Below are 20,939 nucleotides of genomic sequence, written 5' to 3'. Positions count from 1 at the left end.
GATGTTTGTCAAAGATAGAAAACAGCGGGGTTTTACCCTGGTCGAAATGTTGATCGCGATGACCGTGACCCTGCTGATCATGGCAGGGTTGGCGCAGACATTTAGCGTGATTGGAACGCGGATTCGCGAGACGACGGTTGAGGTCGGCCTGAGCACCAAACTGCGTGGCGTCGCGATGCAGTTGCGGAACGATCTCGAATACCGCACCGTCCAAAACATCTCCTTCGATCGCGGGCAAGAAGACGGCTACTTCGTTTATTACGAAGGGCCCGTTGCCGACGTTACGACTTCGGTGGCTATCGGTCGCGAAGATGTTTCAAAGTGGGGCGATTTCGATGACTACATCGCCTTCACCGCACAAGCTCCTCCCGGCGCCTACTTCACCGGAAGCGTGCCGAAGTTTATCGCCGATGGGACGGGAACCGATATGACACCGGTTACGATCCGGTCCGAGTATGCGGAGATCATCTACTGGATCGGTCCTACCTACAACGAAACCGGCGGAGCGTTTTCGATCGATACGATTCCACCATTGCCCGTTAGTGGAACGTTGCCGACCGCGGTCCCGGTCCCCAATCGACTGCAATTGCATCGTCGAGTGCTACTGATCCGCCCCGATCTTAACAACAACACGATGTCTTGGGGCGAACCCTATCTCCAGCTGCCCGCAGCGTATCAGGCTGGCGCATGGGCCAACAATATTGCAACTGCTGGATGGCTTACGGGGATGGCCAAGATTCATCAAATGTGCGACCTCTCGGTCTCGCGCATAACACAGTCAGCACTTTCGGGTTCAATTGGCTGGGACCAACCACGAACCGAGATTCGCGCGAACTCGTTGAAGGACCTGTCGCGGCCTGAAAATAGGTTTGCGCACGTTCGGATGCCATTGCCGACCACCGGTGTTGCCAAGTCAACTTTGCCGTTGCTGGCGATGGGGAATCCCAGTGCATTGTCCGCACTGCCAACGCCCGCTGCCTCCGGAGTCGCTCGAGCAAACACCAACCCAGCCTGGGCGTTTGGAAGTCCACACCTTCTGCAAGGCTTCTTGCTTCCCGATTTCGCCTTGGGACTCAAACAAGAATATCAGGTCCCACAAACGGCCGCGGATCTAACCAGTCAAACAACAACCTACGGGTACGCGATGCCCGCGGGCTGGGGCGGCGACCGACGTGGCGAAGATGTTGTGTTGGACGACATGCTTGGTTTTGACGTAAAGTTGTTCGATCGCAGCACAGCATTGGTCATGCTGCCGGGAGACGATGGCAATCCAGGAAACAATCAGACCGGAGCCGGTTCATGGCAATTCATGGGTGAAGCCAATAGCGACGACGTCTTGATCACGCCAAACGATCCAGGATATCGGTATTTCTTCGATGCCAATCTCGATTGGGATGGAACCGACGATAGTTCGATCGCTGTCCGGTCGGCGCAGAATCATCCGACAGGTGCAGCCAATAACGATCCGCTGCTGATCTCTCGTGGCGCATTTGTCGACCTGGGCTACGCAACGTTGCGTGGCGGTAATGTGCGGGCTCGGATGGATCCCATGATTCAAACCATGCCGACCAATGTTGGTGTCAATGCTCGCCTTCTCCTCGAGTCGGAGTTCAGTGGAGCTGTGTACGACGACAATACCGGCGCCCTCGACCACATGAGATCACTACGGCTGTCAGGGAAATACGGATACTCGACGGTCACAGGGGGGGCACGTTGGTATCAACCTGTGTTTGACACGTGGTCTGTGGAGTATTCCGAAGGCTTCCCGTTTGAATTTGACACTACGTACAACACGATGGTTTGGCCCATTCCGACAGGCACCGTTCCTAGGGCACCTATCGCGGGTGAACTCGACGCGATGGGAAGTGCAGTTCCGCCTTTTCAATCGCAGCCCGCTGCCATCCAAGTTACGCTGCGAATCGAAGACAAGAGAAGTCGGCAGATTCGACAGTTGACAGTTTCGGAAAATCTGTAGCCCATTAATCGAACAGTAGCTTGGGGTTGGTGTCGATCCGCCGTTTGCTCAGGCACCCGAGGCGATTCAGATCCTGCTACGGATCGAAGATCCGTAGCAGACCTATGTCAAACAGATGACGGTTTCGGAGATTGTTCGCAACTAGCTTGCGCAGCCTTGTGTATTGCTCGGTGGCTTACAAAATGTTCGCTTCCCAGTCTTAGGGCGGAACGGCTTCACAGCTTTGTCAGTGCGTTGTCGCGGTTTTTTAGCGGCAGTTCGACGGCGGCGCCTCCCTGGCGGTGCGATTCAAAAACGCCACAGATCATCTCCACCGTCGTCGCGGCGTTTTGCATGTCGCACAATGGACGACGGTTCTCGTCGACCGCTTCGATCAGATCGCGAACTGCCGTGATGTGATGCGATGAATCGGCGACCGCCTCGGGGTTCGGCTCCGCCACTCCCGCCCCGCCGCTGCTGATCGGCAGCCATTGCCGCGGCGTCTTCGGCGGCCGAAACGGACTCCCTTCGCACAAATAAGCCAACGGCCGACCGTCCATGTGGATCGTGATCGTCCCCTCGCTGCCCAATAACTGGAGGCAAAACGCGGTCCCTGCGGTGCCGTCTTTGGCAACCGAATCGTAGTAGGCGATCGGGCCGGCGGCCGTTTCGTAGCGGGCGTGTAGGGCGTTGCCGGCCAGCGGCCCCAACCCTTCCGCTCCCGGACGTACGTCGGCCGCCGTCACCGGCCTCCCCTCTTGCAGCATCACCGCTGAGCAGCTTTTCGGAGGGCCCGTGAAGTAGTCGACAAGGTTCAGTATGTGGCTGCCCAGCACCCACAAATCCTCTGCACCACCGCGGTGGTCCCCCTTGCCGCGACCGCGTAATTCCAACAGGTTGCCGATCCGGCCCTCGGCGATCAACTGTTGGATCTGCGGCAAGGCGGGGTGGTAGCGATTGCGGTGTGCGACGGCGATCTTGGCGGAATGTTTCGCGCAAGCGGCCAGCAGCGTATCGGCTTCCGCCGGCGTCCGGCAGATCGGTTTTTCGATGTACAGTCCGCGTGCGCCCGCTTCGATCGCTGCCAGCGCCATCGCATGGTGTTGGTCGGCATGGCGAGAGCAGATCGCAACGAATTCGGGCTGCACCTGTTGCAGCATCTTTTCGTAGTCCCCAAACCCTTGTTCGACCTGCAGTTTGGTCAACTCACGCGCCAGCCCCGCTTGATTGGCGTCAGCCACCGCAACGATCTCCGCTTCGGGAATCTGGTGCCAAACCGTATCGAGCCCATGTCCAAAGTCGCCTCTTCCCGTGTGTCCAATCACTGCGACACGCCGTCGGGCGGGGGCGGCGGAGGCAATCGATGACGCGGCAACTGCGGTTGCGGCAGAGACGAAAAAGGTGCGGCGTGAGATACTCATGGGGCGCTTTCAAAAGAGGAAACCGGCGGGTGGTCCTCCGCCGAGTAGGCACCAAGATACCATCCTGCACGGGGGATTCAAATCGCGTGGGGGGCGCGAGGGGGCTAATCTGTGTTTCAATATCAGGTATCAGCCGGTACGCATTCGCGTCCGGTTCCCTTGGGCAACCGGACGCGAATGCGTCTGACAGTTATACACAAGTCACTCTACGCCGAAAGCGTTAAAGTCATTAGCCGGTGGTCGAGCGCAGCGAACACCACCGGATGACGAAAAGCGACGCGATATCCGACCCCGCAGGTGGTCGCAGCCCGACCTGCATAGGATTCTGTGACCGCCTTCGCGGTCAGCGAGGCGATGGATTTAGGAACCGTAGGTGGCGCTTGCGCTTACCTACGGCTAATAGCTTGAATCCCTGCCGGGATATTTGTGGGTAATCCACAGAAGGTCACGAGTCCCCATCATCTTTGGCGAGAGAAGGAGTCGTGCCCTCGTCCACTACCCTGAATTTTAGTGTTGATGCTTCACGAGGCGCATCAAAAAACACCCAGCCGATTCGACTGGGTGTTTCTGTGTCATGCGTTTGGAATCAAGCGATGCTCGAGCCCAAGGGCAGAGCCGAATCCGAAAACCGAAAGTTGAAAGATGAAAAACTATTCGGTTGGGATCAGCGGACCACCGTCGCCCAAGCCGCCCTTCAGCTCTTGGTGCTCGGAGACCTTTTGACGTTCTTCTTCCGCGGCTGCTTCCTCTTGGTCCTCGGCCCATTCAACGCGTTTGCGGCTCAAGCCGATCTTGCGTTCCTCGGTGTCGACACGCAGGATCTTGACCTCGATCTCATCGCCAACCTTGACGACTTCTTCGGGATCTTCGACCTTGTGGTCAGCCAATTCGGAGATGTGCAGCAAACCTTCCAGGCCATCTTCAAGTCCCACAAAGACACCAAAGTTGGTGATCTTGGTGACCTTGCCGTTGATGACTTGGCCGGGTTGGTAACGATCTGGAATGTCGTTGTCCCAAGGATCGCCTTCCATCTGCTTCAGACCCAACGCGATCCGGCGACGACTTTGATCGACGCTCAAGACCTTGCAGTTGATCTCTTGTCCCTTCTCCAAGACTTCGCTCGGGTGGCTGATCTTGCGAGTCCAGGACATGTCCGAAACGTGCAACAAGCCGTCGATGCCTTCTTCGAGTTCGACAAACGCACCGTAGTTGGTGAGGTTGCGGATCTTGCCGGTGACGTCGGCACCCTCGGGGTACTTGTCCATGACAATGTCCCAAGGATTGTCTTGAGTCTGCTTCATGCCAAGGCTCAATTGTTGGCCTTCGACATCGACACCCAAGATCTTGACTTCCACCTGGTCGCCGATCGAAACCAATTCCGATGGATGGTTGACCCGCTTGGTCCAGCTCATTTCGCTGATGTGAACCAGGCCTTCGATACCGGCTTCCAATTTGACGAACGCACCGTAGCTCATCACGTTGACGACTTCGCCCTTGTGGGTCGAACCGACTTCGTAACGCTCGCCGATGCTTTCCCATGGGTTGCGTTCTTTTTGCTTCAGACCCAAAGCGATCTTTTGCTTTTCGCGGTCGATGTGCAACACCTTGACGTCGATCTCTTGATCGATGGCGACCATTTCGCTTGGGTGTTGGATACGTTCCCAGCTCATGTCGGTGATGTGCAACAGACCATCGATTCCGCCCAGGTCGACGAACGCACCGAAGTCGGCGATGTTCTTGACGATACCCTTGCGGATCTGGCCCACTTCCAGTTCTTGCATCAAGTAAGCGCGATCTTCTTCACGCTGCTTCTCGATCAACGAACGGCGGCTGATCACGATGTTGCGGCGGGTGTCGTCGATCTTCAAGACTTCGGCTTGGATCACGCGACCGATGAAATCTCCGATATCGCCAGGGCGACGGATATCGACTTGGCTTCCTGGCAGGAAGACGTTGACGCCGATATCGACCAACAGGCCGCCCTTGATCTTGCGAATCACGGTACCGGTGACCACTTGGTCCTCGGCAACCGATTCCATCATCTTTTCCCACTGGACGATCTTCTCGGCCTTTCGCTTGCTCAGCGAGATCATGCCGTAAGGGTCGTCCGCGCCACCCAGTTCGTCCTCCATCTCTTCGATCAGGACTTGGACGCTGCCCCCCACCACGGGTGGATCTTCGTCGGGGCCCCATTCGTTTAACGGGACCGTTCCTTCGCTCTTGAAGCCGACATCGACCAGGGCCCATTCGTCGTTCAGTTCGACGATCCGGCCGATTACAATTTTGTTGACATCGAAGTCTTGCTGTTCGACCTCAAAGGCCTCCAACAGCATTTCTTCTAGTTCTTCGTCGGGGGCCAGTCCCAACAGTTCATTGGCCAGAGTGTCATCTTCGAGGGAACGGATCAGATTTCGATTAACCATGAAAGACTCAGTTGCCGGGGGTCGGATTCGCGATCGCGGGGCTGGCTTTTGATCGAGCGCCAGGTTTACGAAGCTTCCAGGAGAAGCTATACCGTGCGTGGTTAAAAATGGCATCTTCGCACCTCATCGAAGCGCGACTGGCCATTTCGGGCCGCGTGAAGTAAAAACGCGATTCCCAGCGGGGTTAGAGTGTCTGCAGGCTGCCGCCCATCGACCCATGCGATTGGCGAAAAAAGCAGCGATAGCAACCCGAAAGGCTAACAGAATCACCGAAATGCCACAACGGACGTCAAGCCAGGAAGTGGCATTATTCCAATCTATTTCGCACAAAACCGGAACCAGGATCGCTTCGAACGCTCATGAGTAACGCATCTTCTCTGATTTACGCCATCGGTGGCGATCACGCTGGCTTTCCGCTGAAGTCGGTCGTCACGCAAACGTTGACCGACCAGCATTTGCAGATCGTCGATTGTGGCGCTCACGATGAAACCAGCAGCGACTTTCCCGACTTCGCCCTCGCCGTGGGGGAAGCGATTCGCTCGGGCAAAGCCGATCGTGGGATCTTGGTCTGCGGCAGCGGAGTGGGAGTCAGCGTGGCGGCGAACAAAATCCCAGGCATTCGAGCGGCGTTGTGCCACGATTGCTACTCGGCTCGTCAGGGAGTTGAGCACGACGACATGAACGTGTTGTGCATCGGAGCTCGGATCATCGGCCCCGAGCTAGCAATGGAGTGCATCCGCGCGTTCCTGGGAGCCCGTTACACCCCCTCGGAACGTCACGCCCGCCGATTGGCCAAGTTGTTGGAAATCGAGCAACGGTTCATGAAGTCATAAGCGCTGCTGGGCGTTGACCGTCGCGAATCAAGCCGCCGTAGGTGGCATGCGCAGGGACCTTGTCGATCCGTTTGCAGAACCATTCCTGGAAACGGATCGCCGTTTCCCGATGCTGCAGGTGCGGATGCGTTCGTGCTTTCTGTCCCTGCGGATCGTATCGCTGTGGCATGCGGCGACCGTTAGGCCTCCGCACAACGTGTGGCTGGCTATTCGATCGGTTCGGGGTGGGCGTCGAGCAGGCTGCAGATCAATGGCAGTAATTGTTTCTTGCGACTGACAACATTTTCCAGCTTGTAAAGATTGCGGCCGACGCGCGGGTAATTGATCTCTTCCCAACACGCCGGTTCACTGGACATCAACAACAGGCTACCCGAAGAACTGATGTCGGTTACCAGCAGGGCGGCAAAGTCGAGCCCTTTCTGGGTGGCGAGTTCTTCGAGCGCTTTGCGGATCTCTTTCTGGCGGTCCCAAAACAGGCCAAAGCCGAGTTCTTCGATTTGGGAAATCGAGAACCGGTGTCCCGCTTCGCTGAATTCTTTGCAGTCCTCGGCAACAACTTGTTCGGGGGTGCAGGTCTGTAGCGCCGATCCGATCTCGAAGAAATCGCGCGCAAAGTCGTCGAGGTCGCAGGTGCATAAACTGGCCAGCCAATCGTAAATCTCGCGGTCGATGTCGGTGGTCGTCGGCGACCGCAGTTTGATCGTGTCGGAGATGATCCCCGAGGCCATGCATAGGGCATAAGCGGGGCTCGGTTCGATCCCCGCGGCGCGATACCGCATCGCCACCAAGGTGCAGGTCGATCCAACCGGTTCATTGATAAAACGGATTGGCTGGCTGGACCGCAGACTGCCGCCCAAGCGATGGTGATCGAGGACTTCGACAATGTCGGCGTCGGCAGCGCCATCGACCGCTTGCGCCATCTCGTTGTGATCGACAAGCACCAGTTGTGGCTTCGGCGGATCGATCAAATCCGATTTCGATAGCACACCGCGCAGTTGCTGCGAATCGTCGACGACCGGGAAGATCGACTGTCGCGACCGTTCGACGCTCGCCCGCGCATGGGCGATCGTGTCTTTGTTCGACAGGCTGATGAAGCGATCGGTGATCGCCGAAGCGATCCCGCGCGCACTTTTGATCCGGACCGTGGTGGTGCCGGTATCAAATGGACTGACGAGCACCGAAACATCTTTGGCCTTCGCCAGTTCCAGCAGTCCCGGCGAAAGCGTGTAGCCGCCGGTGACGACCAGACAACGGACACCCCGTTCCAGTGCCGGCAATTGAATCGTCGGCCGATCGCCGCTGACGACCAGCAGTTTCTCGGAAGGAAAGTCTTTGATGTGTTCGATGAAGCCGTGGGCGCTCATCGCGCCCACGCTGACAATAAAATCCTCCCGCATGTCGGCGTTGCTGACATGTTGAAAGTGTCCCTTCAGGCATTCGCAGATCTTGCTGAGACTGGAATTGACCATCCGCGACTGGGCCGGGTCGTCGTCGCCTTGAAAGACCAATTCTAAGAGGTCCAACAAGTTCAAGATCCCCACCAGTTCGCCGCTGCCCGAGAGGACCGGAATCGCCCGCAGCGAATGCTGTTTCAGCCGTTCGTAGACCTCCGAAAAAACTTCGGTATCGCACGCGGTGACGACATCGGTGCGGCAGACATCTTCGACTTCGGGGCGGACATCCATCACGATCCGCGGGGTATCAAGCCCCGCCCGTCGCAACACGAATTCGGTCCGTTTATTGGGCGGACCACAGCAGCAGGCAATTGCATCGGGCCGCGATGTCTTCCTCAACAGGTTCGCATAAGCCAGCGCCGAACAAATCGCATCGGTGTCGGGGTTTTTGTGTCCAAAGACAAATAGACTCATTGAAAGCCGCTGAGGGGTCGCATGGGAGGGAGATCGTGAGACGATGTGCAACGATTTCTGATCGTCCTCGATTCACCGCAACGAAGCAAGGTGTTGGACGAAGTTTTACGGTGGCAATCGCGGTCGATTCGATCGCGCATGGGGCTCGATCGCCCCCCCATCACCACGAACCATCCCATACCTGCAATGGCGGCAGGCCGCAAGGCAAGATTCCGCTTTCCGCCGCGCGCTGCGAAAGCTGGCGGAGCGCGTTGCCGCCAACGGGGCCCAAGTCGACCGTCCAGTCGTTGACGTACAAGTCGACATGCTGCATCAACACGTCGTCGTTGAACTCCTGGGCATATCGTCGCATCGTGGGAATCGCCGCGCCGCGATCGGCCATCGCGTAGCGGAGCGAATCGTGGATCACGCCCTGAACGCGAGCGAGCGTGTCGTCGGACAAGTTGCGCCGCGCGACCAAGCCGCCCAACGGCAAGGGGCATCCCGTTTCCGATTCCCATCGCGTGCCGAGATCCTCCACCAGGCCAAGTCCCTCGTCTTGCCAAGTGAAGCGTCCCTCGTGGATGCAGACGCCAAAGTCGGCTTGGCCGGTGCGTAGCATCGGCATGATCTGCGAAAAGACGACCTGCTCGATCTGCGTCGTTTGGGGGTAAAACAACTGAAACAATAACGTTGCGGTGGTGTGCTGTCCGGGACAAAGCGTCGTTTCGGCGGTCGAGCCGGGGCGGTGCCCTTGGCGGTCCGAAAGCAGCAACGGGCCGACGCCAAACCCGAGTGCGGAACCGCTGGGCAGCACCACCGTCTGTCCGGCCAGCAGCAGCGCGGCGTGGAAGCTGGTTTTGGCGACATCAAAGTCGCCTGCGAACAAGCGATCGTTGAGCTGTTGGATGTCGAGCAGTTCGATTTCAAAATCGAGGCCCCGCCAGTCGACCCGACGCGCCATCAAAGCGTGAAACGTGAAAGTGTCGTTGGGGCAGGTTGATATTCCCAGTCGAATTTTCATCCGCAATGCGTTCCTTGGTTTGAGCGGTCGAGATCGATAACTTGCCGCAACAATTCACCGGCAGCGTTCAGCGCCGCTGCGATCCGCCAGCGCGATTTATCGCGATCCCCGGCCACATTGGAAATACCCCGGATGATCGAGAGCCCCACACGATTTAAATGGCAGGCCATCGCTACACCGAAGCCTTCCATGTCTTCCGCCAGCGCGTCGGGGAAACGCCCGCGGTAAGCCTGCACGTCGGCCGCGTCGGCCGATGCCGAACAGACGCTCACCAGATGCCGGGATGGTTGCGACGGGGGACCGATCACGATCGAATCGCCCGCTTCGGGGGACCATTGGTTCCAACCCAATTCGGCGGCACTTTGATGTCGAATTCCGCTGCCCGCCCCCACCCCGTAGCAACTGACGCGATCAAAGGCACTCGCTTGGCCAACGGACAACTGCGTTCCTACTGCTCCGGCAATTCCAACGAGATAAACACGGCTGGGACGGTGCTGTGCAAGCAAGCTGGCGGTTCGGGCCGCCGCCGCGATCGGTCCAAAACCGCACAATTCAAAGACGATGCCGCTAGGATTTCCCAAGGATTGCCGAATCCCATTTAGCTCCGCCAACGTTGGAACCAGTACCAAGCCGTGGGATGTTGTGGCAAAGTCGGCCGATCGAGGAGCGACTGAAGTGTCAGGGACTGGATCGAGCATTACAATGGAAGGTAGAGGCGATTGGGTTGACCGCAGCGTTGCCGAGGCAAACAATGCCAAGACTCGTCTCGTGATTCGCGAATCGACTCGGCTGGCAGCATTTGCCGAACCAAACGAACATCCGTAACGTTCCATCAGGTTTCGGGCTGGCTGAGTCGAAAATCTCACGGTTTCCTAGGGAACCAATGGGGCTTGCGGATTAGTCTTACATAATAGGTAATGGAGCCGTTGGGAAACCACAGGGCTCTCCACGATTTTCACTTCCGGCTCCCCCCAAGAAATCGTAACCGCCATGACCACCACCGCTGCTGCAACTCGCTGGTTTACCCCAGAAAAGGCCGATAAGACCCTGCCCCTGGTCCGTGCGATCGTGTCGGATATCAAGGAACTGCGTGAGGCGGTACGGTCGCGGCAGTCGCGCGTCGACGAAGTGTTGACATCGCGTCCCGACTCCGGTTCGGGGCCCTATCATGAAGAACTCGAAGCGATGCGGCGCTCTCTGAATGAAGACCGCCGCCAAATCCGCGCTTTCATCAGCGAGCTGACTGCGATTGGTGCGGAAATCGTCGAGGGGGACGACGCCGCTGTCGAATTCCCCGCCTGGGTCGAAGGACATGCCGTTCGGCTGCGTTGGTCGCTGAATCAACCGAAGGTCGCCAGTTGGCGCGAACTGGCCGACCCCGTCACGACGTGTCGCGAAGTCGACAGCTTGCATTTCACCGACGGCCCCGAAGCGGCCGACTATACCGCCCGCTAGCTTTTTGCAGTCCCCTCCGCGAATCGGTCCGCAAGTTGACAGCGCTCTTGCGCGCAGGGCGTGCCGGTTGGCCGTGAAGCCCCCTCTGCGGTAGCGCCACGGTGATGCCGCCGCGAAACGAAAACCCCACTTCGTGCCGACGGTTTACGCCAGCGGCCAAGGGTAAAAAAACAGAACCTCGAATGTCTTCGAGGTTCTGTTGCATTGGATCCATGGTTTGGCAAGTTCGGACTTTAGCCGCCGAAATCGTCGTAAGCGACGTTTTCTTTTTCGACGCCCAGGTCGTCCAACAACTTGAAGACCGCAGCGTTCATCATGGGCGGACCGCAGATGTAGTACTCAATGTCTTCAGGAGCCGGGTGGTCCTTTAGATATTCGTTGTAGAGCACCTGGTGGATGAAGCCGCGGTATCCGGTCCAATTGTCTTCGGGCAACGGTTCGCTAAGGGCGATGTTGAACTTGAAGTTCGGGAACTCTTCTTCGATCTTGCGGAAGTGATCGACATAGAACAATTCGCGATGGCTACGACCACCGTACCAGTAGCTAACTTTGCGGCCGGTCTTCAGGTTGCGGAACAATTCGAACAAGTGACTACGCAACGGAGCCATACCGGCACCACCACCGATGTAGACCATTTCCGATTCGGTGTCCTTGATGAAGAACTCACCATAAGGACCGCTGATCGTCACCTTATCGCCAGGCTTGAGCCCGAAGATATAGCTAGACATCTTACCGGGCGGGGTGTCTTCTGGAGCGCGTGGCGGCGGCGATGCGACGCGCACGTTCAGCATGATGATCCCTTTTTCGCCGGGATAGTTAGCCATCGAGTAGGCGCGAACCACTGGCTCTTCGACGACCGACGTGTAACGCCAGATGTTGAACTTGTCCCAGTCCTCGTGGAACTTGGGTTCAATTTCATAGTCTTTGTAGTGAACCGTGTGAGGTGGGCACTCGATCTGGATGTAACCGCCCGCCTTAAACGCAACGTCTTCCCCTTCGGGCAATTCCAACACCAATTCTTTGATGAAGGTCGCGACGTTGTTGTTGCTGCGGACCGTGCACTCCCATTTCTTGGTCTCGAAGGCTTCGTGTGGCACCTCGACCTTCATGTCTTGCTTAACCGCAACTTGACACGACAGACGTTCGCCACAGGCAGCTTCTTTTTTCGAGATATGGTTGCGTTCGGTGTCGAGGATCTCGCCGCCACCTTCAAGGATCTTCACCTTGCACTGGGCACAGGTACCACCGCCACCGCAGGCGCTGGAAACGAAGATTCCCGCGTCAGCCAACGCGCCCAGCAATTTACCGCCAGCGGGGACGCTGATGTCTTTTTGATCGTTGATGTTGATCTTGACGTCGCCCGAGGGGACCAAGATCTTTTTTGCACCCAGAATCACGCCAACCAGCAGGAAGATGACCCCGGTGAACATCAATACGCCGAAGAAAATGGTCATAGGGAAATTACTCGTTACCAGTGTTTCCAGAATGCATAAATTTGAAAAAGTTAAACGCTACCGCGACGCTTGATGCGTCGCAGTAGATGTTTAGATGCCGCCGAAGGCCATGAAAGCCATCGCCATCAAACCGACGGTGATAAAAGTGATTCCCAAGCCACGAAGCCCCGGGGGGACATCTGAATACTTCATCTTCTCGCGAATTCCTGCAAGCGCGGCGATCGCCAACGCCCATCCAACGCCCGAGCCGAAACCATAGGTAACGCTCTGCGCGAAATCGTATTCGCGTTGGACCATGAACAAGCTACCGCCAAGGATTGCACAGTTCACGGTGATCAACGGCAGGAAGATTCCCAACGCGTTGTACAGCGGTGGAAAGAAGCGATCCAACACCATCTCGAGGATCTGGACCATCGCGGCGATCACGCCGATGTAGCTGATGAAGCCCAAGAATTCCAAGTTCAGCGTCGAATATTCGCTACCAAGAAAGCGTGCCAACGCCCCCTCTTTCAACAGGTAGGTGTAGATCAAGTTGTTGGCGGGAACGGTGATCGATTGGATCACGATCACAGCCAGGCCCAGGCCCACGGCGGTCTTCACATTTTTGGAGATCGCCAAGAAGGTGCACATTCCCAAGAAGAAGGCTAGCGCCAAGTTCTCGATGAAGACAGCCTTCATAAAGATAGTCATCAATGATTCGTTCACGTTAAGCCTCCTCGACTTGTTCGGGCCGTGCGACGCGAATCGCCCAGATCAGGAACCCGATCAGGAAAAACGCACTCGGCGGCAACAACATCAAGTTGTTGGGGTTGTACCAACCACCGTTGCGAGTCAATTCCATGACCTGGTATCCGAACAGCGATCCGTTGCCCAGTAGTTCTCGGAAAAACGCAACGACCATCAGCACCATGCTGTAACCGAGACCGTTGCCGATGCCGTCCAGGAAGCTCATCCCGACGCTATTTTTCATCGCAAAGCCTTCGGCGCGTCCCATCACGATACAGTTCGTGATGATCAGACCAACGAAGACTGACAATTGTTTACTGATATCGAACAGGTAAGCCTTCAGCATTTGGTCGACCAGAATCACCAGCGATGCGATCACGGTCATCTGCACGATGATCCGAATGTTGCTGGGGATATAAGTTCGGATCGAACTGACCGCGGCGTTGCTCATCGCCGTCACGCAGGTCACCGCCAAGCACATCACAAATGCGGTGCTCATCTTGTTGGTGACCGCCAGAGCGGAACAGATTCCCAGGATTTGCAAGGCGATCGGGTTGTTATGGAAAACCGGTCCCAGCAAAACGTCTTTTGATTTTAGAGCAGCCATCTATGACTTCCCTCCCGTTTGCGGAAGTTCCGCTTTGAGTTTCTCGAGATACGGTTTGAACCCATCTTCACTAACCCAGTAGCGAACCAGATTCGTGACGCCACGACTGGTGATCGTCGCACCACTGAGGCCGTCGACCAGGTAGTTGTCGTTCAGCGGCGCGGGGCCCTTGCTGACGCCCAACTCGGGTTGCCCCTCTTCGTTGTAGACTTTCAAGCCTTCCCATTCCGCCTTCCAGGCGGGATTGTCGACTTCACCCCCCAAGCCCGGCGTTTCGCCATGCTCGTAGAACGTGATGCCTTTGACGGTCTGCAGGTCCTTGTCCAAGGCGAGGAAGCCGTAGAGCGTCGACCAAAGTCCGTTGCCGTAGATCGGCAACACGACTTGTGCCAATTGGCCATCAGCCGATTTGACCAGGTAGACCTTGGTGACGGTTTCGCGGCGCCCGAGTCCGATGGGGTAAGCGGTATCGCCGATCGCGGTGCTTTCATCTTTGTCGCGAGCCGCTTTGCGGGGATCAAATGATTTGATCTCCTCAGGGTTCGACTCGACGTATTCTCCCGTTTCGATGTCGACCAACTTGGTCTCGATCTGTTCGAACAACGTTTCGACTTGAGTCTTGGTCAGCTGGCTGGCCGGAATCCCCAACTGCTCCATCGCCATCCCGGTCGCGTCGAGAATGTTCTTCTGGACGTCGAGCGCTTTGTTGATCTCTTGCAGCGGCTTGAGCTTGACGGCGGCGACGCTGACCAAGCTGGAGCAAACCAGACATAGAACCAGGGCGACCAAAACCGTATTGGTCATTGAATCACGAGGTGGCATAACGAGCGACCCTCCGTTTGATGTTGGCTTGGGCAACGTAATAATCGATCAGTGGAGCGAACACGTTGGCGAACAGGATTGCCAGCATGATCCCTTCGGGATAAGCGGGGTTCACGACGCGAACCAGGATCGTCATGAATCCGATCAGCACGCCGTATATCCAGCGTCCGGCGTTAGTCATCGCTGCGGAGACCGGATCGGTCGCCATGAAGACCGCACCGAAGGCAAACCCGCCGACGACCAAGTGCCACATCGGTGGCATCTCGAACATCGCGTATTTGTCGCTGCCGACCGCGTTCATCAAGGCTGCGGTTGCAACCGCACCGACCACGGTGCCGGCCATGATTCGCCACGATCCGATGCCTGCGGCGATCAGGATCGCCGCACCGATCAAACACGCCAAAGCGCTTGTCTCGCCCATCGAACCTTGGATTGTTCCTAAGAAACAGTCCCACCAGGAAAGCGTTTGCGTTCCCCAGGAGGTTTCGATTCCTCCGGCAACCAATTCGCCCGCTGCGTCGAATTCGCCAGTCACGGGCGCCATTCCGGCTCCCGGTACCGCCGACGCCATCGCACCCAGGCTGGTTGCACCGCTGAAGCCGTCGACCGCGGTCCAAACCTTGTCGCCGCTGATCTCACCAGCGTAGGCAAAGTACAGAAACGCACGGGCGGTCAGCGCGGGGTTGAGGAAGTTGCGGCCGGTGCCGCCGAAGACCTCTTTGCCCACGATCACGCCAAAGGCGATCCCGATGGCAACCTGCCACAGCGGAATCGTTGGCGGAAGGGTCAACGGAAACAGCAGGCCGGTGACCAGGAAGCCCTCGTTGATTTCATGGCCGCGAACGACGCAGAACAGGGCTTCGATGTGACCACCGACAAACATGCAGACGATGTAGACGGGCAGGAAGTGCAACGCGCCGAAGACAAAGTTGTCGACAAAGCTGCCTGGGTCGCGCCCCAGTCCGATCGCGGTTTGGATCGTGTAGTGCCAGTCGGTCTTGGCCAGCTTGCGAAGCGGAACCTCGGTCTTGGGGACCAGTTCGTATTCCGCGGGGGTCAAGATTTCGTAGCCCGCCGATTCCATCTTGGCCATCGCCAGATTGGCCTGGTAGCCGGTGTTCCACATCGCAAACAGCGTGCAGGGAATCAAAGCGACCACGACCATGATCATCATCCGTTTCAGGTCGATGTTGTCGCGGACGTGGGTGGAACCTTTGGCAACGTGTCCCGGAGTGTACAGAAACGTATCGGGCGCTTCGTACATCGGATGGAGCATTGCCAGCGGTGAGCCTTTTTTGAACCAAGGCTCGACCTTCTGGTCGAGAAAATCTCGCAGCGCTTTCATGATATAAGGGGCTACGTTAGTGGTGAGTGATGAAGCGACGTGACGCTAGCCGCGAATAATATTTCGAAAGCGACAACCACCTGGGGCTGGGCTTTCGTTTCATTTTGTCTTGCGCCAGCCGAACTCGGCGGCGGCCGACCGTATCAGCCTTCGATTTCGATCGTGGTCAGATTCTCTCGCAAGATCTCACCAAATTCGTATTTGCCTGGGCAGACAAACGTGCAAAGTGCCAGATCTTCTTCTTCAAGCTCCAGAGCGCCCAATTGCTGCGCCTCTTCGGTGTCGCGAACGATCAACGATCGCAGCAACTGAGTCGGCAGGATGTCCAACGGCATCACCCGTTCGTACGACCCGATCGGGACCATTGCCCGTTCGCTGCCGTGGGTGCCGGTGTTCATCGCAAATCGCTTGCCTGGGGTCAGGGCCGAAGCGAACACTCGCGTGATCGAGAACTTTTCGAAGCCAGGCTTTTGCCAGCCCAAGAACTCCCGTTCGTTTCCTTCTTGCAGCACGCTGACCTGGGTGTGGTAACGCCCCAAGAACATGCAAGGTTCGGTTGCGGTGCGACCACCCAAAACCGATCCCGAGACGATTCGCAGGTTGTCCCCTTCGAGTTCGCCGGCCGTCAGTTGAGTCAGATCGGCTCCCAATCGGGTTTCGAGCAAACGCGGCTTGGCAACGCAAGGCCCGGCCAGCGAGATGATCCGCGTCGGATCGAGCTTGCCGGTTTCGAACAAGTGACCGATGGCGATCACGTCCTGATAACCGATGTACCAAACGGTCTTGGTGGGACCGACGGGATCCAAGAAATGGATGTGGGTTCCAGGCAGACCGGCGGGGTGCGGTCCGCTGAAATCGCTGAGCGTGACGCCATCGACGTTCGCACCAGGGATCTCGGCGTCGGGATTTTTGCAGACAAATGTTTTGCCAGAGGTCAGCTTTTTGATCGCGTTGAGCCCGATTGCAAACTGCTCCGCCTTGCCACGCATGACAACCGAAGGATCGGCAGCCAATGGATGCGTGTCGATCGCTTGAACAAAGATCGAATGCGGCTGGCTGCCCGGGAGGGGCACTTTGCCGAAGGGGCGAGTGCGGAACGCCGACCACAAACCGCTAGCGGTCAGGACCTCCGTGATCGCTTCGCCAGTGGCGGTGCTCAGATCGCTTGGCGTTTCGAAGGTTTCGCTGTCGTCCCCTTCGATCTCGATCACCAGCGATTCAAAGCGACGCTTTGCACCACGGTTGAGCTCGACAACCGTTCCCGCAGCGGGAGCGGTGTAGGTGACGCCAGCGGTCTTTTTGTCGGTAAATACGGGCTGGCCTAACTTAACGCGATCTCCGACGTTCACGAGCATTGTCGGCTTCATGCCGATGTAGTCGTCTCCCAACAGGGCAACGCGAGTTACCGCATGGGACGACTCGACAAGCTGCTGGGGCTCGCCGGAGATCGGAACGTTCAAGCCTTTGGTGATTGTGGTCATTCTCGGTCACCGATTCCTCGAGAGAGCGAACCGCCTATGTATATTTATGTTGACGGGAACCTATTGTGAAAAAATTCACAAGCCGTGGGCTAAAGAAAACTCGCAGTCGGAAAGGGTCCACCTCGAGCTTCGATATCCAGGCAACAACGCGAGTATCATAGCGGAACATCATCGCGGCTGTAACGCCAACTGCGGCAAGGAAAGGCTTTCGTCGCTCTCCCTGACTCACGATCGAGCCAGAGCACGCGGGGCGTTGCCAATGATGCGTTCCAAGGGAAACTATTGCACAGTCGCTAGCGGTTGACAACGCCACATTGTCAGTTTCCCAGCGAAGGCGGTTCGACTTTTTTCGAACGCGGGTCCAGGACGCGTTGCAACGGAGGAGAGAACTCCCCCAAAGAAGTTTTAACGGGCAGGAAGTCGCCGGGTTTGCAGACACTCAACGACCACGCGGCGATTATTTTTTGCCACTTTTGGAGAACCGACCGATGGGCCGCGAATGCTCGATCGCTCGCTGGTCGCGGTTGCGTCGGCCGTGGAGGCTCCGGGGCAGGATGGCAATCAGCCGTCGATCGCAAAGGTCGATTCGACTTTGACGATCGCTTGGTCCTCGGGAAATGTGTGGATCGCTTGGATCATCATCGATCGCGCACGGGTTTCGATATTGATATAGCTGACCGCCCCCATTGCGATTCGTCCGTTGGAATCGAAGCGATGCAGCAAGCCCTCGGTCGCGTCGGCGGTCAATTGCTTTTGAATCGTCCAGAACAAATCGGTAGCGACCGGTTCAAGCGTAAAACGCGTGGAATAGGTGACCCCCGATCGACATTCGGCGCGGTCGGTTCGCGAACCGCGGAGCGGGTATTCCATCAACCGACGGCGAGTCGGCAGGAGCTGTTGCGACGACGCTGCGACTTCCGAGATCGTGATCCCGTTGCCGCGCCAGGTGACGACATGTCCGGAGTTGGTGATCGAGATCTCCGCATGGAAGGCATCGCGTTGGATCCGCCGCGACCGATGGAATTCAAACAGTTCGGGATGTAGCGACCGTCCGAATACCTGAAATGTAAGCTCGGCGATCTTGGGGCGGACGGATAACACGTTACATCTTCTCAAACTTGTTGTAGATTTGTAAAAGACGGGTTCGCGCACCGATCGGCCATCGAGCAAAGCGGCAACAAATCTGGCGAACCCGAATGAAATTATACGGTCCCAAGGAAAGATTGCCAAAGACCGTTTAGGCAAGATCGCTGGTTTTGATTTTTTGCAGCTTAGTGGTATTGCAATTCCAGCTTGGCGTTGGTCGGTTAACGTCCACTGACCGCCGGGCGGCTGAACGTCGGCAGAAAAAAATTTACGCGACGCAAGCTTGGTCGCCGGTTCGAAGCACGAAGAAAGCACTATGGTCGTTGTCATCGATAACTATGATTCGTTCACCTACAACTTGGTCCAGCGGTTGGGCGAAATCCAACCGCAGATCGATGTGCAGGTTCGTCGCAACGACCAGATTTCGATCGAGGAACTGGAACAACTGAAGCCCTCGCGGATCCTGATCTCGCCCGGCCCCTGCACCCCGAGCGAGGCGGGCATCAGCGTCGATGTGGTCAAACACTTCGCCGGGCGGATCCCTTTGTTAGGAGTCTGTCTGGGGCATCAATCGATCGGGCAAGCTTTGGGGGGCAAGATCATCCGCGCCCCGGAGCTGATGCACGGCAAAACCGATCAGATCTACCACGATAACGGCGGTCTGTTCGAAGGAATCGAGATGCCGTTTGTCGCCACGCGGTACCACAGCCTAGTGATCGAACCCGATTCGCTTCCCGAGGATCTGATCGTTTCCGCCTGGACCGACACCGGCGGAACGCGGCAGATCATGGGCGTTCGGCATAAGAAATTTCAGCTCGAAGGCTGGCAGTTCCACCCCGAGAGCTTTTTGACCGAACCGGGCATCGCCCTGCTAACCCGCTTCCTCAACTGGACTTAAAACTCGCCCCGGTACCAACACGAAACGCAAGCGAGTGCCCCCCCATCGCTATCGATACGCCTCCGGCGGTTCTCACTCACCTTGCTCTCTTTTTAACCGCTTGCACGTAATCGGGATCGAAATCAGGGTTGAGCGTCCCGGGGATATCGGCCTGCGTTTCGACCTGCCACTTTTTGAGCCGCTTCAACAACTCGGCCGCCTTGTCGGGATGTTGATTGGCGAGATCGGTGCTTTCGCCCAAATCGTTTCGCAGGTTATAGAGCTCGATCGATCCGGTCTCAAAAAACTCCATCAGCTTCCAATCGCCCATCCGGACGACGCTGCAAGGCGTCCCTCGCCAATACATCCGATCGGTGCCGTAGACCGGCTTCACCTGCACTTTTCCATGCAGGTACAACGGATAGTGCCAGTAGATCGCGCGCGGGGCGATCGCCTTGCCCATCATCAGCGGCACGATCGAGACGCCGTCCAACGCCTGGTCGGTCCCCAGCGGCGCCCCCGTCAATTCGGCAAACGTCGGCATGTAATCGACACCCGTCACCGGCGTATCGCAGACGGTTCCCGGCTTGATCGTCCCGGGCCAACTCATGCAAAGCGGCGTGCGAATACCGCCTTCGTAGAATCCCCCCTTGGAGCCTTTTAACGGTACGTTCCAGGTCGCGCCGCCATATCCGCCGTTGTCGGACGTAAAGATCACCAGCGTCTCCTCCTGAATTCCGTTCTCTTGGATCGCTTGCAACAGCCGCCCCACCGATGTATCGACCGCTTCGATCATCGCAGCGTAAACGGGGTTCCAGTTCCGGCTCCACTTTTTCGATTCCAGCTTCTTCTTGTATTTATCGACGACCGCCGCACGGGCGTTGATCGGCGTGTGAACGTCGAAATGGTTCAGGTAGATAAAAAACGGATCGTCTTTGTTTTCAGCGATATATTCGACCGCGGCATCGGTCAGCCACTGGGCGACGTTCTTGTTGCCGTAAAATTTGTGATCCTTCTCCAAGCCAGCCCCCCGACCGTCGACATCGTTCCTGTCGAAGCCGAGCCCGCTGCCTGAACCGAGGTGCCACTTGCCCAGGTGCAACGTTTTGTAGTCGACTTGTTTCAGCAAGCGGGCCAGCGAAAAGACCTCGGGGTCCAAGCTACCAACGGTTGGGATCTTGCCGTCTCCTTTTGGCTTCTGCCTGCTGGGAACCAACAACTTCATGAAACGCTGCTCTCCTTTGGAGACCATTCCGGGAGTCCACATCTTCGTCCGCGGCGTATACATTCCGCTCATGATGCAGGACCGCGAGGGCATGCAGTTCGCAGCACCAGGATATGCATCGGTGAACTCCATCCCCGACCGACAGAGCGCATCGATGTTCGGCGTTTCGTAAAACTCCGCGCCGTTGTAGCCGACGTCCGACCAGCCCAAATCGTCGGCCATGATGAAGACGATATGGGGCTTCCGACCGCGTGCCGCCTGATCCGCATCGGACTGCGGCGTGGAGACGCCCAGAATGATCGCGATGCTGCATGCCCAAATTAATGTCCGTTTGATCATCATCGTTACCCGTCGCTTTC

17 protein-coding genes are annotated in these 20,939 nt (G+C 57.2%); 4 read left to right on the top strand and 13 right to left on the bottom strand.

From position 1 onward, the window contains the following. Position 1: 1 nt before the first annotated feature. Positions 2 to 1,975, top strand: coding sequence for a PulJ/GspJ family protein (locus Poly24_RS07710; protein WP_145092855.1), 1,974 nt, complete (start codon positions 2 to 4; stop codon positions 1,973 to 1,975). Positions 1,976 to 2,190: 215 nt separating this feature from the next. Here Poly24_RS07710 and Poly24_RS07705 read toward each other — a convergent pair whose 3' ends face one another. Both Poly24_RS07705 and Poly24_RS07700 read right to left on the bottom strand, forming a co-directional pair. Continuing rightward, on the bottom strand, positions 2,191 to 3,375 hold the full coding sequence (locus Poly24_RS07705) for a Gfo/Idh/MocA family protein (RefSeq protein WP_145092852.1): 1,185 nt from the start codon (positions 3,373 to 3,375) through the stop codon (positions 2,191 to 2,193). A gap of 650 nt (positions 3,376 to 4,025) precedes the next feature. Then, entirely contained in the window at positions 4,026 to 5,798 is a 1,773-nt protein-coding gene (locus Poly24_RS07700) for a 30S ribosomal protein S1 (protein WP_145092849.1), read from the bottom strand. A 359-nt stretch (positions 5,799 to 6,157) separates the two neighbouring features. Between Poly24_RS07700 and rpiB the strand changes: the two genes are divergently transcribed. Further along, complete coding sequence (gene rpiB / locus Poly24_RS07695; RefSeq protein ID WP_145092846.1) at positions 6,158 to 6,631, top strand: ribose 5-phosphate isomerase B; 474 nt, start codon at positions 6,158 to 6,160, stop codon at positions 6,629 to 6,631. Positions 6,632 to 6,837: 206 nt separating this feature from the next. On the opposite strand, the gene Poly24_RS07690 is transcribed toward rpiB, so the two are convergent. The 3 genes from Poly24_RS07690 to mqnB all read right to left on the bottom strand — a co-directional run bounded on the left by Poly24_RS07690 (position 6,838) and on the right by mqnB (position 10,200). Then, positions 6,838 to 8,499: a putative manganese-dependent inorganic diphosphatase gene (locus Poly24_RS07690; protein ID WP_145092843.1), complete on the bottom strand. Its 1,662-nt coding sequence runs from the start codon at positions 8,497 to 8,499 to the stop codon at positions 6,838 to 6,840. A 160-nt stretch (positions 8,500 to 8,659) separates the two neighbouring features. Further along, positions 8,660 to 9,502: a menaquinone biosynthesis family protein gene (locus Poly24_RS07685; RefSeq protein WP_145092840.1), complete on the bottom strand. Its 843-nt coding sequence runs from the start codon at positions 9,500 to 9,502 to the stop codon at positions 8,660 to 8,662. Next, complete coding sequence (gene mqnB, locus Poly24_RS07680; RefSeq protein ID WP_197452399.1) at positions 9,499 to 10,200, bottom strand: futalosine hydrolase; 702 nt, start codon at positions 10,198 to 10,200, stop codon at positions 9,499 to 9,501. Before mqnB ends, Poly24_RS07685 begins: the two co-directional genes overlap by 4 nt. A 292-nt stretch (positions 10,201 to 10,492) precedes the next feature. Between mqnB and Poly24_RS07675 the strand changes: the two genes are divergently transcribed. Continuing rightward, positions 10,493 to 10,957, top strand: a complete 465-nt coding sequence (locus Poly24_RS07675) for a DUF2203 family protein (RefSeq protein ID WP_145092834.1) — start codon at positions 10,493 to 10,495, stop codon at positions 10,955 to 10,957. A gap of 233 nt (positions 10,958 to 11,190) precedes the next feature. Here Poly24_RS07675 and nqrF read toward each other — a convergent pair whose 3' ends face one another. The 7 genes from nqrF to Poly24_RS27320 form a co-directional block, all read right to left on the bottom strand. Beyond that, on the bottom strand, positions 11,191 to 12,411 hold the full coding sequence (gene nqrF / locus Poly24_RS07670; protein ID WP_145092829.1) for an NADH:ubiquinone reductase (Na(+)-transporting) subunit F: 1,221 nt from the start codon (positions 12,409 to 12,411) through the stop codon (positions 11,191 to 11,193). A gap of 90 nt (positions 12,412 to 12,501) precedes the next feature. Beyond that, a complete protein-coding gene (nqrE, locus tag Poly24_RS07665) occupies positions 12,502 to 13,101 on the bottom strand; it encodes an NADH:ubiquinone reductase (Na(+)-transporting) subunit E (protein ID WP_391556912.1) in 600 nt (199 codons plus the stop codon). A 16-nt stretch (positions 13,102 to 13,117) separates the two neighbouring features. Further along, positions 13,118 to 13,744, bottom strand: coding sequence for an NADH:ubiquinone reductase (Na(+)-transporting) subunit D (locus Poly24_RS07660; protein ID WP_145092823.1), 627 nt, complete (start codon positions 13,742 to 13,744; stop codon positions 13,118 to 13,120). After that, positions 13,745 to 14,548, bottom strand: coding sequence for a Na(+)-translocating NADH-quinone reductase subunit C (locus Poly24_RS07655; RefSeq protein ID WP_231753512.1), 804 nt, complete (start codon positions 14,546 to 14,548; stop codon positions 13,745 to 13,747). Positions 14,549 to 14,552: 4 nt separating this feature from the next. Next, a complete protein-coding gene (locus tag Poly24_RS07650) occupies positions 14,553 to 15,911 on the bottom strand; it encodes an NADH:ubiquinone reductase (Na(+)-transporting) subunit B (protein ID WP_145092817.1) in 1,359 nt (452 codons plus the stop codon). Positions 15,912 to 16,054: 143 nt separating this feature from the next. Continuing rightward, positions 16,055 to 17,392, bottom strand: a complete 1,338-nt coding sequence (locus Poly24_RS07645) for a Na(+)-translocating NADH-quinone reductase subunit A (protein WP_145092814.1) — start codon at positions 17,390 to 17,392, stop codon at positions 16,055 to 16,057. A gap of 561 nt (positions 17,393 to 17,953) precedes the next feature. Further along, positions 17,954 to 18,493, bottom strand: coding sequence for a DUF2617 family protein (locus Poly24_RS27320; RefSeq protein ID WP_145119612.1), 540 nt, complete (start codon positions 18,491 to 18,493; stop codon positions 17,954 to 17,956). A 301-nt stretch (positions 18,494 to 18,794) separates the two neighbouring features. Between Poly24_RS27320 and Poly24_RS07635 the strand changes: the two genes are divergently transcribed. Next, the gene (locus Poly24_RS07635; protein ID WP_145092808.1) at positions 18,795 to 19,376 is read left to right on the top strand and encodes an anthranilate synthase component II; all 582 of its coding nucleotides are present in this window, start codon (positions 18,795 to 18,797) and stop codon (positions 19,374 to 19,376) included. Between the two features lie 76 nt (positions 19,377 to 19,452). On the opposite strand, the gene Poly24_RS07630 is transcribed toward Poly24_RS07635, so the two are convergent. Further along, positions 19,453 to 20,922 carry a sulfatase gene (locus Poly24_RS07630; RefSeq protein ID WP_145092805.1) on the bottom strand — a complete coding sequence of 490 codons (1,470 nt, stop codon included), beginning with the start codon at positions 20,920 to 20,922 and terminating at the stop codon, positions 19,453 to 19,455. Between the last annotated feature and the right edge of the window lie 17 nt (positions 20,923 to 20,939).

The sequence above is a fragment of the Rosistilla carotiformis genome, assembly GCF_007753095.1.
Taxonomy (GTDB): Bacteria; Planctomycetota; Planctomycetia; order Pirellulales; family Pirellulaceae; genus Rosistilla; species Rosistilla carotiformis.
This window is presented reverse-complemented; position numbering and strand designations above follow the sequence as displayed.

Bases quoted from the DNA above. Each gene is read 5' to 3' on its own strand.
- rpiB (WP_145092846.1), top strand. From the start codon at position 6,158: ATGAGTAACGCATCTTCTCTGATTTACGCCATCGGTGGCGATCACGCT.
- Poly24_RS07705 (WP_145092852.1), bottom strand. From the start codon at position 3,375: ATGAGTATCTCACGCCGCACCTTTTTCGTCTCTGCCGCAACCGCAGTT.
- Poly24_RS07650 (WP_145092817.1), bottom strand. From the start codon at position 15,911: ATGAAAGCGCTGCGAGATTTTCTCGACCAGAAGGTCGAGCCTTGGTTC.
- Poly24_RS07675 (WP_145092834.1), top strand. From the start codon at position 10,493: ATGACCACCACCGCTGCTGCAACTCGCTGGTTTACCCCAGAAAAGGCC.
- Poly24_RS07690 (WP_145092843.1), bottom strand. From the start codon at position 8,499: ATGAGTCTATTTGTCTTTGGACACAAAAACCCCGACACCGATGCGATT.
- Poly24_RS07630 (WP_145092805.1), bottom strand. From the start codon at position 20,922: ATGATGATCAAACGGACATTAATTTGGGCATGCAGCATCGCGATCATT.
- Poly24_RS07710 (WP_145092855.1), top strand. From the start codon at position 2: ATGTTTGTCAAAGATAGAAAACAGCGGGGTTTTACCCTGGTCGAAATG.
- Poly24_RS07685 (WP_145092840.1), bottom strand. From the start codon at position 9,502: ATGAAAATTCGACTGGGAATATCAACCTGCCCCAACGACACTTTCACG.
- mqnB (WP_197452399.1), bottom strand. From the start codon at position 10,200: ATGCTCGATCCAGTCCCTGACACTTCAGTCGCTCCTCGATCGGCCGAC.
- nqrF (WP_145092829.1), bottom strand. From the start codon at position 12,411: ATGACCATTTTCTTCGGCGTATTGATGTTCACCGGGGTCATCTTCCTG.
- nqrE (WP_391556912.1), bottom strand. From the start codon at position 13,101: ATGACTATCTTTATGAAGGCTGTCTTCATCGAGAACTTGGCGCTAGCC.
- Poly24_RS07645 (WP_145092814.1), bottom strand. From the start codon at position 17,392: ATGACCACAATCACCAAAGGCTTGAACGTTCCGATCTCCGGCGAGCCC.
- Poly24_RS07635 (WP_145092808.1), top strand. From the start codon at position 18,795: ATGGTCGTTGTCATCGATAACTATGATTCGTTCACCTACAACTTGGTC.
- Poly24_RS07660 (WP_145092823.1), bottom strand. From the start codon at position 13,744: ATGGCTGCTCTAAAATCAAAAGACGTTTTGCTGGGACCGGTTTTCCAT.
- Poly24_RS07700 (WP_145092849.1), bottom strand. From the start codon at position 5,798: ATGGTTAATCGAAATCTGATCCGTTCCCTCGAAGATGACACTCTGGCC.
- Poly24_RS07655 (WP_231753512.1), bottom strand. From the start codon at position 14,548: ATGACCAATACGGTTTTGGTCGCCCTGGTTCTATGTCTGGTTTGCTCC.